We start from the raw sequence: 12103 nt of genomic DNA, 5'->3' as shown, positions 1-12103 counted from the left end.
GTCAGGAGGTCCTAGTTGGACGAGATGCTACTGTTCATGAACTTCAAAATTTTTATAGGACATAAGCGGTACATCGAACCCTTGCTGCTTAAGCTTGTCCCTCAACTCATTGGCCGCCGAGCGAGAATCCGGTGAAGCCATATTCACATAGATGCCGAGTACGTCCTTTGGCTGATAGCAGACTTTGGCTTCTGTCGGTTCCACTTCTGCGCCGCTCGCTTTGGCGCCAGCCATCCGAGCCTGTATCTGAGAAAAATCAAATACCGCGCGATGTTCCTGAGGAATGCCTAGGTTGTTCATCTCCTCTTCTGTCACCTTTGTCGCATCTACCGAGAAGATCTCGTCATTGTGGGTGGCATGATAGGCGGCCATCATGTCGAACTTCGGGAAGCTCTTGGGGAAATGCTGGCTTGGGTCGGCGCCCGCAGGTACGTTCTCAGTTGCCGCATCAAAACTCGAAAAGCCGCCCAATTTCGAATCCGCGCTGAGAATCAGACCTGTGCGGTTCCCATGTGGATCGTGCAATTTGCCCTTCAGGTTATGCTGAATGAAAGTGGCGGAAGACCAGTACCGTTGATCAACGCCCTTACCTTGGCAAGCGCCCAGCTTGGGCATAAATGTGTTCGAGAACTCGTCGTGATGATCCGACACCGTTCTCACATAGAGCCCACCGTTTTTGAACTGAGATTTCAACTTCTCCAGTTTTTCTTCTTTGCTACCTCCAATGATTTCAGGCGTTAAACCATTGATGGATCGGCTGGGAGTGAAACTGGCGATTGACCTCCCGGTTTGGCCAACCGATGCGGCAGGAGAGTGCATATCCGCTATGGGCGGGGACGACGAGCGCGTCAACTGCCTGGGCCGGGGGGCTAGTCCCGCCAACTGAGACGGTGGCGTTGGACTCGACGACGGCGAAATGTTATTAACGGGCGTAGTGGGCTGCGCGTTCCAATCCGTGCGTGTGACCGAGGGAGTGGAAGGCGAAGGAACACGATCGATGGTCATGGCAGATCGCTGAAGAGTTGACTTGAGGTAGTTTTGTACGTCCATTCATTTGCAAGTGGTTCGAATCAGCGAAGCGATGATGGACAGAACGAACGGCAACTCGTGGGACTCTGCTTTAAGTAACGCCCTGAATATGGGTACCCGGTTTCTTGACAGATGAAGCAGCGCCACCCAGTTCGAGCGGGTGATTTTTATAGGCTACTGCGTCATTCGGGCCATACAGGAAAATGAGCCTGGGTACAGTGCGAAGTGAGAGGCGCTTCTCGGGCCCGGCTACATACAGGCGGAAGTAGTAGGTGCCGTGCCTGTTCTTGCAGAGGGGGGCAGCGATTGGCCACGACCGTGACAGCAAAACGAAAAAGCCCGCAACTCTTACGAGTGCGGGCTTTCGCGATGAATCTGGTGGCGAATCAGGGATTCGAACCCCGGACCTGCGGATTATGATTCCGTCGCTCTAACCGGCTGAGCTAATTCGCCTAAAGAAGAAGCGAGATTATGAAGACGGCGGTGGCGTCTGTCAACCCCCGCCGCCAACATTTTCAGACCCCGCGACCCAGGCTACAAAGCAGGTCTACAAAGCCGCATCCAGCCAGCAAGCACCCTTAATCCTGCGCATAAATATCCGAGTCCTTGGTCTCCTTGACGAACAACATACCGATCACAAACGTGACGAGCGCGATCACGATCGGATACCAAAGCCCGGAGTAGATATTTCCCTTCGCCGCCACGATCGCGAATGCCGTCGCGGGCAAGAACCCGCCAAACCAGCCATTGCCGATGTGATACGGCAGCGACATCGACGTATACCGGATCCGCGTCGGGAACATCTCCACCAGCATTGCCGCAATCGGTCCATACACCATCGTCACGTAGATCACCAGAATGGTCAGGATCACCACGCTCATCGGCCAGTTGATCTGCGACGGATCGGCTTTGGCCGGATAGCCGGCTGCCTTGAGCGTCGAGCCGAGCGTTTCGTCGAACACCTTGCCCTGCTCCTTCGCGTCCGCCGCCTTGCCGTCGAACGTGTTGACGACCGTATCGCCCACCTTGATCTGCGCGATCGTCCCCGCCGGCGCTGCCACATTGTCGTAGTTCAAACCCGCCTTCGACAGCGCGCTTTTCGCAATATCGCATGACGAAGTGAACTTGGCGGTACCCACCGGATTGAACTGGAACGAACACTCATCGGGGTTGGCGATCACCACAATCGGCGACTTCTGCGTCGCGGTTTCGAGTGCGGGGTTGGTGAAGTGCGTGAGCGCCTTGAACAGCGGGAAGTAGGTCAGCGCCGCGATCAGCAGGCCGGCCATGATGATCGGCTTGCGGCCGATCCGGTCGGACAGCGAACCGAAGAACAGGAAGAACGGTGTGCCGATCAGCAACGCCAGCGCAATCAGGATATTGGCGGTGGTGCCGGCAACCTTGACCGTCTGGGTCAGGAAGAACAGCGCGTAGAACTGGCCTGTGTACCAGACCACGGCCTGGCCGGCGGTCAACCCGATGAGCGCGAGAATCACGATCTTCAGGTTTTTCCATTGAGCGAACGCTTCGGTCAGCGGCGCCTTGGAGGTTTTGCCTTCGGCCTTGATGCGTGCGAACACCGGCGATTCGTTCAATTGCAGCCGGATCCAGACCGACACGCCCAACAGGATGATCGACGCGATAAACGGCACGCGCCATCCCCACGCACCGAACGAATCTTCACCCATCGAGGTGCGCACGCCGAGGATCACGAGCAAGGACAGGAACAGGCCGAGGGTAGCCGTCGTCTGGATCCAGGCGGTGTAGAAGCCGCGTCGGCCGGCCGGTGCGTGTTCCGCGACATAGGTCGCCGCGCCCCCGTACTCGCCGCCGAGCGCGAGACCTTGCAGCAGCCGCATCGCGATAAAGATCACCGGCGACGCCATGCCGATCGCGGCGTAGCCGGGCAGGAAGCCGACCAGGAAGGTCGACAGGCCCATGATGACGATCGTGATCAGGAACGTGTACTTGCGTCCCACCATATCGCCGAGCCGCCCGAACACGATCGCGCCGAACGGCCGCACGGCGAAGCCCGCCGCGAAGCTGAGCAGGGTGAAGATGAAGCCGGCTGTGGGATTGACCCCGGAGAAGAAGCTTTTGCTGATGAAGACCGCGAGCGAGCCGGCCAGGTAGAAGTCATACCACTCGAAAACCGTGCCTAGCGACGATGCGAAGATAACCCGCTTCTCATCATGCGTCATCGGCGTGTGGGAGATTTGCCCGCCAACGGTAGCCATATGTCGTCTCCAAGATTGATATAAGAACGCGGCCCGCCCCAAAAGGCGGTCCCGTGTTCCGGATTATTGGAGTGGAAACTTACGGCCTACTGACGTTGTGTCTCAAAATTGACGGTGCGGGCTGGCCAGTTGAAATTCATGCATCATCGGCCAAATTGACAATAAATATAATAAAAACTCGCTAAATGCGCGGCATCTTGCATTTTATTTTGGTCTGGAGTCCGCTCGCTTAGGGTAAGTCCCGTGCCGTTTCCTGGGCCCGTAAGCTGACGCGTACGAGTGTTCCGGCTAGCGGCGGCGAGGTTTGATAGACGTTATCGTCGATGGTCAGCGTGCCGCCGTGCATGGCCGCGATCTCGCGGACGATGGCGAGTCCCAGCCCGCTGCCGTCGCCCTCGCGCCCGAGAATCCGGTAGAAGCGTTCGACTACCCGCGTGCGCTCCGCGACCGGGATGCCGAGGCCAGTGTCCTCGACTTCCAGATGCACTAACCGCGCCGCCGGGTCGGGCCGTACCCGCACGGTGATGCGCCCGCCGGCCGGCGTATAACGGATCGCGTTGTCGATCAGATTGGACAGCATCTCGCGCAGCATCAGCAGACTGCCGTTGATTTGCACCGCTTCGTCCGGTCCCTCGTAGCCGAGGTCCATCTGCTTGGCGAGCGCCGCCTGTACCCAGTCGCGCACCGCATTGCGGGCAACCTCGGTGAGCTCGACAGGCGCGAAAATTTGTCCGGACAGCCGGTTTTCGGCGCGCGCGAGAGCCAGTAGCTGGGTGACGAGCCGCGCCGCATGCTCGGAACTCGTCGCGATCTGCTCGAGCGAACGGTGGACTTCCGCGGACACGTCCTGCCGCAGCGCGAGTTCGGCCTGGGTGCGCAGACCGGCGAGCGGGGTCTTCATCTGGTGCGCGGCGTCGGCGATGAAGCGCTTTTGCAGCTCCATGTTTTGTTCGAGACGTGTCAGCAGGTCGTTGAAGGACGTCACCAGCGGCTCGATTTCCGGCGGCGCGCGATGAGCTTCGAGCGGCGACAGATCGTCCGGACGCCGTGCGCGGATATGCGCCTGCAGCGCGTGCAGTGGCGCGAGCCCGCGCGAAAGGCCGAACCACACCAGCACGATCGCGAGCGGCAGGATCACGAATTGCGGCAGGATCACGCCTTTGATGATGTCGTTGGCGAGTTGGCTGCGCTTGTCGAGCGTTTCCCCAACCTGTACCAGTACCGGCAGCGCGCCCGGTGTCTGTGGAAACTCGACGGTCGTGTAAGCGACGCGGATGTCGTTGCCGCGCAGCATGTCGTCGCGAAACTCGACCAGTCCCGGTGGTGGCCGGTCTTCTTCGTGCGGTAGCGGCATGTCGCGATCGCCGCCCACCAGTTCGCCACGCGTGCCGAGCACCTGATAAAACACCTTGTCGACGTTGTCCCCGCTCAGGAAATCGCGCGTCGCGTCAGGCAGCGACAGCTCCGCGACTCCGTTTACCGCATGGATCTGGCGGGCCAATACATAGGCATCGGTTTCGAGCGCGCGGTCGAACGGACCGTTGGCGATCGATTTGGCGACGAGGTAGGTGACCGCAATGCTCATCGGCCACAGCAGCAGCAAAGGCGCCAGCATCCAGTCGAGAATTTCGCCGAACAGCGAGCGCGGGCGGGCCGCGGCGGCGGTTTCCGTTTCGTCGGGCGGCGCGAACGGGTTCTCGTAACGGGCGTCGCGCGCCTCGTCGTCGAGGTCCGCCGCTGGCGCCGCGGCGCGCTCTGCGCGTGCGGACATGAGCGCTCTCTATTTGAAGTGGTGGCTCGCGGGCATCGCGGCGGGTGCGGGCGAGGAGGGCGCGGCAGGCTCGGATGCGGCCGGTAAGCCAGATGGACTGGAGGTTGGCGCCGATGATGCCGCGGCTGCGCCTGCACTCGCGCTGGACGCCGCCATGGAGGACGGCGCGCTCGCCCCGGCTGTCGTCTGCGCGGCTTTCTCCAGGCAGTAGCCGAGGCCGCGCACGGTGAGAATGCGCACGCCGCTCGGTTCGATCTTCTTGCGCAGCCGGTGCACGTAGACTTCGATCGCGTTGTTGCTGACCTCTTCGCCCCACTCGCACAGGTGATCGACCAGTTGCTCCTTCGACACCAGCCGGCCGATCCGTTGCAGCAGCACTTCGAGCAGGCCCAGTTCGCGCGCCGACAATTCGATGACCTGGTCGTTGATGTAAGCGATCCGCCCCACCTGATCGAACGACAGCGAGCCGTGCCGCACGACCGTCGGGCCACCACCGGCGCCGCGCCGGGTCAGCGCCCGCACGCGGGCTTCGAGTTCGTTGAGGGCGAATGGCTTGGCCATATAGTCGTCGGCGCCGAGGTCGAGCCCTTTGACGCGTTCATCGACGCTATCCGCGGCGGTCAGGATCAGCACAGGCAGGTTCGAATTGCGCGCCCGCAGGCGGCGCAGCACCTCGAGCCCTGGCATGCGCGGCAGGCCGAGATCGAGAATCAACAGGTCGAAAGTTTGCACCGACAGCGCGGTATCCGCCTCGACGCCGTTCTTCACGTGATCAACGGCGTATGCCGATTGGCGGAGTGATCGAATCAGACCATCCGCGAGTATGCTGTCATCTTCGGCAATGAGAATTCGCATGATGCGCCAGCCTGCCATGCCGGCACCGTGGTAACGCCCGGCGCGCAGCGGTCTCCAGAGATTATTGTGGGTAGTCGGCGCAGCTTGACCGCACATGAATGGCGCCATGTGCGAATCGTGCTTGCCAAAACTACTGTTTTTTTATACAGTGTCTGCGTTTAGGGTGCTGTCCGTGATGAATGGGCTGCACATCTGCCTCAGACGCCGTTCATCATAGCAAAGGACGATTCATGGAAGAAAGCAAGAAAGGCTCGGCTGGACTGACGGCTGAAAAGAGCAAGGCCCTGGCTGCCGCGCTCGCGCAGATCGAAAAGCAGTTCGGCAAAGGGTCGGTCATGCGGCTCGGCGCAGGCGAGGCAGTCGAAGACATTCAGGTGGTCTCAACGGGATCGCTTGGCCTCGACATCGCGCTTGGCGTCGGCGGTTTGCCGCGTGGCCGTGTGGTCGAAATCTACGGGCCGGAATCGTCGGGTAAAACCACGCTGACGCTTCAAGTCGTTGCTGAAATGCAAAAGCTCGGCGGCACGGCAGCGTTTATCGACGCGGAACACGCACTGGACATCCAGTACGCGGGCAAGCTCGGCGTGAACGTGTCGGACCTGCTGGTTTCGCAACCGGACACGGGCGAACAGGCGCTGGAAATCGCCGACGCACTGGTGCGCTCGGGTTCGATCGACATGATCGTGATCGACTCGGTCGCGGCTCTCGTGCCGAAGGCCGAAATCGAAGGCGAAATGGGCGACTCGCTGCCGGGTCTGCAAGCACGTCTGATGTCGCAGGCGCTGCGTAAGCTCACCGGCACGATCAAGCGTACGAACTGCCTCGTCATCTTCATCAACCAGATCCGTATGAAGATCGGCGTGATGTTCGGCAATCCGGAAACCACCACGGGCGGCAACGCGCTCAAGTTCTACGCATCCGTGCGTCTGGACATCCGCCGTATCGGCTCGATCAAGAAGAATGACGAAGTGATCGGCAACGAAACGCGCGTGAAGGTCGTCAAGAACAAGGTGGCGCCGCCGTTCCGTGAAGCGATTTTCGACATCCTGTACGGCGAAGGCATCTCGCGTCAGGGTGAAGTCATCGACCTGGGCGTCTCGGCGAAGATCGTCGACAAGGCCGGTGCCTGGTACAGCTACAACGGCGAGCGCATTGGTCAGGGTAAAGACAATGCACGCGAATTCCTGCGCGAAAATCCCGAGATCGCACGCGAAATCGAGAACCGCATCCGTGAATCGCTGGGCGTGAATGCGATGGCGGAAGTTGCAGCAGGCGCCGAAGTCGCGGGCGAAGAGGAGTAATCGTCGCGTGATACGCAAGGGCCGGCCTGTATCCGATGCAGGACGTGATGCGGACGGCCCGCGTGACGATGTCCCAGTTGATCCAATAGGTTCGGCTGGGCCAGACTCCGCGGAGTCAGACTCCGCTCATTCATCGTCACGGCCGGTTCGCTCGTTCGGGCGTTCCTCAGTACGCTCGCCGCAGTCTCCTGCGGGCCGTCGTTCCTCCGGGCAGTCGCCCGAGCATTCCTCCGTGCAGCCTTCAGATCCATTCGACCCGTTCGAGTCCTTCGACGCGCACGACCAGGCTTCCGGCCGCGCGCCTTCAGCGCAGGGCGACGCTACCGATGCGCCCACGGAAACCACCTACACCCGCTCGCGCCGTGCACCCGGAGAAGCGCGCCCGGACGAGGCGAGCGCAGCCGGGAAATCCAAAGGCCCCGTCCGCTCGTTAAAAGGACGCGCACTCGGCTACCTCTCGCGCCGCGAATACAGTCGTGCCGAACTTTCGCGCAAGCTGATGCCCTTCGTCGAAGAGGCGGACTCCCTGGAAGCTTTGCTCGATTCGCTCGAAAGCGAAGGCTGGATGTCCGATTCGCGCTTCGCCGAAAGCCTCATTCATCGCCGCGCTTCGCGCCTCGGTGCGAACCGGATTGTCGGTGAGCTGAAGCGTCATGCGGTTGGCCAGACGCTGATCGAAGAGGCGAGCGCCCAGCTTCGCGAAACCGAACTGGCGCGCGCTCAGGAGATCTGGCGCAAGAAATACGGCCACCTTCCAGAAACCCCGGCCGAACGTGCGCGGCAAGCACGCTTCCTCGCGGCACGCGGTTTTTCCGGCGCGACCATCGGCAAGATCCTCAAGGGGATCGACGAGGAGTGGGCTGGCGACTGACGCCACAAGCCACCCAAGCCTGGACGCCACACCCACCGCGCCCGCGCGCATATCCCGGCACGCCGATCTCGCGCGACACTGCGCCGCATCTACCCGCACCGGATTGGTGCTATGCACAACGCGCGCTGTCTCAAATATCCAGTATGCTAAAATTCAACGGTTTTCCAATTCGGCCTTTTCCTTCCGCATGCCGCTTCCCCCGCCAGCTTCCCGTCAGTTGCGCCATCGTCGCGCAATTCGTGCGGAAGCCTATGAGCGTGAAGACGGCCTGTGGGACATAGAGGCGTGTCTAACCGACCAAAAGCCACGTGATGTGGCACTTGCGTCGGGCGTCCGGCCCAACGGTCAGCCGATCCATGAACTCTGGCTCCGCATTACGATCGATCGCAAGCTCAACGTTGTCGACGCGCAAGCGTCGTCCGACTGGGTGCCCTATCCCGGTCAGTGCGAAGCCACCAATCCCGCCTATCGTGCCCTCATCGGGCTCAATCTGTTCAACAACTTCCGTCGCGAAACCGCCCGTTTGCTCAGCGGCACGGCAGGTTGCACGCATCTCACCGAGTTGTGCGCTGTCCTGCCCACGGCCGCCATTCAGGCGTTCGCCGGCGAAGTGTGGAATACCAATAGCGGCAAGCCGCCGCACGAAGCGGATTCAGGGAACGCTTCACCTCAAGCCTCAGACGAGCACTCAAACGACAAGCCGCCATTCCAGTTGGGTCGCTGCCACGCGCTGCGCTTCGACGGCGAGGCGGTGCGACAGTTTTATCCGCGCTGGTATGGCCGCGCGCCGCGTTCAGCGGAACGCGCGGATGCAGCAAGCGAGCAAACCCGCCAATCCGCCGGCAACGGCGGCGGCATGTCCCGTTTGAACGACAGCAGCGGAAACGAAGTTCAATCCAACTCTCAGACTGAAGGGAATCACGCATGAAGATTCACGAGTACCAGGGTAAGGAAATCCTGCGGAAATTCGGCGTCGCGGTACCGCGCGGCAAGCCGGTCTTCTCGGTGGATGATGCGGTCAAGGCCGCTGAAGAGCTGGGCGGCCCGGTATGGGTCGTGAAGGCTCAGATCCACGCGGGTGGCCGTGGCAAGGGTGGCGGCGTGAAGGTCGCAAAGTCGCTGGAACAGGTTCGTGAATACTCGAACCAGATCCTCGGCATGCAACTCGTCACGCACCAGACCGGCCCGGAAGGCCAGAAGGTGAACCGCCTGCTGATCGAAGAAGGCGCTGACATCAAGAAGGAACTGTATGTCGGTCTCGTGATCGATCGCGTCTCGCAGAAGGTCGTCGTGATGGCTTCGAGCGAAGGCGGCATGGACGTCGAAGAAGTCGCGGAAAAGACGCCTGAGCTGATCCACAAGATCGCCGTCGATCCGTCGACCGGTCTGAAGGACTCGGAAGCGGACGAACTGGCCACGAAAATCGGCGTGCCCGCCGCTTCGCTGCCGCAAGCTCGCGCGATCCTGCAAGGTCTGTACAAGGCATTCTGGGAAACGGACGCATCGCTGGCCGAAATCAACCCGCTGATCCTGACGGGCGACGGCAAGGTCATCGCGCTGGACGCCAAGTTCAACTTCGACTCGAACGCCCTGTTCCGTCATCCGGAAATCGTGGCTTACCGCGATCTGGACGAAGAAGATCCGGCTGAAGTCGAAGCATCGAAGTTCGACCTCGCCTACATCTCGCTCGACGGCAACATTGGCTGTCTCGTGAACGGCGCTGGCCTCGCGATGGCAACGATGGACACCATCAAGCTGTTCGGCGGCGAACCGGCGAACTTCCTGGACGTGGGCGGTGGCGCCACGACCGAGAAGGTCACCGAAGCGTTCAAGATCATGCTGAAGAACCCGAATCTGACGGCCATTCTGGTCAACATTTTCGGCGGCATCATGCGCTGCGATGTGATCGCGGAAGGCGTGATCGCTGCGTCGAAGGCAGTCTCGCTGAAGGTGCCGCTCGTGGTCCGCATGAAGGGCACGAACGAAGACCTGGGCAAGAAGATGCTGGCGGAATCCGGCCTGCCGATCATTGCGGCAGACAGCATGGAAGAAGCTGCTCAGAAGGTCGTCGCGGCCGCTGCGGGCAAGGCGTAAGCCAGGCCGGGCGTTCACCAGGATTACGAATGGCGGCGCGTGAGCGACGCGGGCGGAGAACATCCCGTCCATTGGCGCAACCGCGCGACGCCAAACGAACAGAGGTCAATACATGTCGATTCTGATCAACAAAGACACCAAGGTCATCACGCAGGGCATCACCGGCAAGACCGGTCAGTTCCACACGCGCGCCTGCCGTGAATATGCAAACGGCCGCGAAGCGTATGTCGCGGGCGTGAACCCGAAGAAGGCCGGCGAAGATTTCGAAGGCATTCCTATCTACGCAAGCGTCGCGGAAGCGAAGGCTGAAACGGGCGCAACCGTTTCGGTCATCTACGTTCCGCCCGCAGGCGCAGCGGCAGCCATCTGGGAAGCGGTCGAAGCCGACCTGGATCTCGCAATCTGTATCACGGAAGGCATTCCTGTCCGTGACATGATCGAGCTCAAGGCCCGCATGCGCGCGAAAAACAGCAAGACGCTGCTGCTCGGACCGAACTGCCCGGGCACGATCACGCCGGACGAACTGAAGATCGGCATCATGCCGGGTCACATCCACCGCAAGGGCCGCATCGGCGTCGTGTCGCGTTCGGGCACGCTGACGTATGAAGCAGTCGGTCAGTTGACGGCGATCGGCCTCGGCCAATCGTCGGCAGTCGGTATCGGCGGCGACCCGATCAACGGTCTGAAGCACATCGACGTGATGAAGATGTTCAACGACGATCCGGATACGGACGCCGTCATCATGATCGGCGAAATCGGCGGTCCGGACGAAGCGAATGCTGCGGAGTGGATCAAGGGCAACATGAAGAAGCCGGTGGTTGGCTTCATCGCGGGTGTCACGGCTCCTGCCGGCAAGCGCATGGGTCACGCTGGCGCGCTGATCTCTGGTGGTGCCGATACGGCTGAGGCCAAGCTGGAAATCATGGACGCATGCGGCATCAAGGTCACGAAGAACCCGTCGGAAATGGCGCGTCTTCTGAAGGCGATGCTGTAAATCGAAATAAGCCGGCTAGATCGGCCTATTTTTGATACGCTTACGAAGTCCTTTCGTAAGAGCGCAGTTCTAAAGCGAGGGAGCGAGCAATTGCTCCCTCGCTTTTTTGTCGTCTACGCGCTTCAGTTCTTTCTATTCTTTTGCGGTGCCATGCAACATGGTTGCGCCAATGCTCGAGTTCTTCGCCACGCTCCATTGGGGCGCCGTTATCCAGATCATCGTGATCGACATCCTGCTGGGTGGCGATAACGCGGTGGTGATTGCGCTCGCCTGCCGCAACCTGCCGCCTGCCCAGCGGGTCAAGGGCGTGTTGTGGGGCACGGCGGGGGCGATCCTGCTGCGCGTCGTGCTGATCGCGTTCGCGGTGGTGCTGCTCGACGTGCCGTTGCTGAAATTCACGGGCGGCCTGTTGTTGCTGTGGATCGGCGTGCGCCTGATGGCGCCCGCGCACGACGCGCATGACAGCATCAAGCCCGCCGACAAGCTGATGGCGGCGATCAAGACCATCATCGTCGCCGATGCCGTGATGAGCCTCGACAACGTGATCGCGATTGCCGGCGCGGCGCAAACGGCCGACCCGGAGCATCGGCTGGCACTCGTGATCTTCGGCCTGGTGGTGAGCATTCCGCTGATCGTGTGGGGCAGCCAACTGGTGCTGAAGCTGCTGGACCGCTTCCCGATCGTGATTACGCTCGGTGCGGCGCTGCTTGGCTGGATTGCCGGCGGCCTCATCATCAACGACCCGGCCGGCGATCGCTGGCCGATCCTGGACTCGCCACTGGCCGAGTACGGCATGAGCATCGCGGGTGCGTTGTTCGTGGTGGTCCTGGGTTATGTGCTCAAGCGCCGTAACGCAGGTCGGGAGACGGCCCAGTTGCCGCCTGGTTCGCACTGAGGCCATACACAGGCTCCCGCAAAGGGTCGCCGGGTTCGACGTTAGCCGTCCGGCTG

Annotated in this window: 10 protein-coding genes and 1 tRNA gene; 6 read left to right on the top strand and 5 right to left on the bottom strand. The window is 61.1% G+C overall.

Annotated elements, in window-relative coordinates:
- Positions 1-27: 27 nt before the first annotated feature.
- The 5 genes from AC1ECK_RS20945 to AC1ECK_RS20925 form a co-directional block, all read right to left on the bottom strand.
- A complete protein-coding gene (locus tag AC1ECK_RS20945) occupies positions 28-819 on the bottom strand; it encodes a hypothetical protein (protein WP_480322281.1) in 792 nt (263 codons plus the stop codon).
- A 586-nt stretch (positions 820-1405) separates the two neighbouring features.
- Positions 1406-1482: transfer RNA gene (locus AC1ECK_RS20940), tRNA-Met, on the bottom strand.
- Positions 1483-1607: 125 nt separating this feature from the next.
- Positions 1608-3266 (bottom strand): MFS transporter, encoded by a 1659-nt coding sequence (locus AC1ECK_RS20935; protein ID WP_480322279.1) that lies wholly within the window; start codon positions 3264-3266, stop codon positions 1608-1610.
- Positions 3267-3495: 229 nt separating this feature from the next.
- On the bottom strand, positions 3496-5037 hold the full coding sequence (locus tag AC1ECK_RS20930) for a sensor histidine kinase N-terminal domain-containing protein (protein WP_480322277.1): 1542 nt from the start codon (positions 5035-5037) through the stop codon (positions 3496-3498).
- A 9-nt stretch (positions 5038-5046) separates the two neighbouring features.
- Positions 5047-5892, bottom strand: coding sequence for a response regulator (locus tag AC1ECK_RS20925; protein ID WP_480322275.1), 846 nt, complete (start codon positions 5890-5892; stop codon positions 5047-5049).
- 230 nt (positions 5893-6122) lie between these two features.
- On the opposite strand from AC1ECK_RS20925, the gene recA reads away from it, so the two are divergent.
- From recA to AC1ECK_RS20895, 6 genes are all read left to right on the top strand, one after another.
- A complete protein-coding gene (recA, locus tag AC1ECK_RS20920; protein WP_480322273.1) occupies positions 6123-7193 on the top strand; it encodes a recombinase RecA in 1071 nt (356 codons plus the stop codon).
- A 7-nt stretch (positions 7194-7200) separates the two neighbouring features.
- Positions 7201-8064 carry a recombination regulator RecX gene (gene recX, locus AC1ECK_RS20915; protein WP_480322271.1) on the top strand — a complete coding sequence of 288 codons (864 nt, stop codon included), beginning with the start codon at positions 7201-7203 and terminating at the stop codon, positions 8062-8064.
- Positions 8065-8251: 187 nt separating this feature from the next.
- Positions 8252-8992: a DUF2889 domain-containing protein gene (locus tag AC1ECK_RS20910; RefSeq protein ID WP_480322269.1), complete on the top strand. Its 741-nt coding sequence runs from the start codon at positions 8252-8254 to the stop codon at positions 8990-8992.
- Positions 8989-10158 carry an ADP-forming succinate--CoA ligase subunit beta gene (gene sucC, locus AC1ECK_RS20905; RefSeq protein ID WP_480322267.1) on the top strand — a complete coding sequence of 390 codons (1170 nt, stop codon included), beginning with the start codon at positions 8989-8991 and terminating at the stop codon, positions 10156-10158. The genes AC1ECK_RS20910 and sucC overlap by 4 nt, the downstream gene beginning before the upstream one ends.
- A gap of 112 nt (positions 10159-10270) precedes the next feature.
- On the top strand, positions 10271-11152 hold the full coding sequence (gene sucD / locus AC1ECK_RS20900; RefSeq protein WP_429267783.1) for a succinate--CoA ligase subunit alpha: 882 nt from the start codon (positions 10271-10273) through the stop codon (positions 11150-11152).
- Between the two features lie 169 nt (positions 11153-11321).
- Entirely contained in the window at positions 11322-12047 is a 726-nt protein-coding gene (locus tag AC1ECK_RS20895; protein ID WP_480322336.1) for a TerC family protein, read from the top strand.
- Positions 12048-12103: the final 56 nt, after the last annotated feature.

The sequence above is a fragment of the Paraburkholderia sp. SSBN10T genome, from assembly GCF_056619545.1.
The sequence above is the reverse complement of the archived record's forward strand: the minus strand, read 5'-3'. Positions and strand labels throughout refer to the sequence as shown.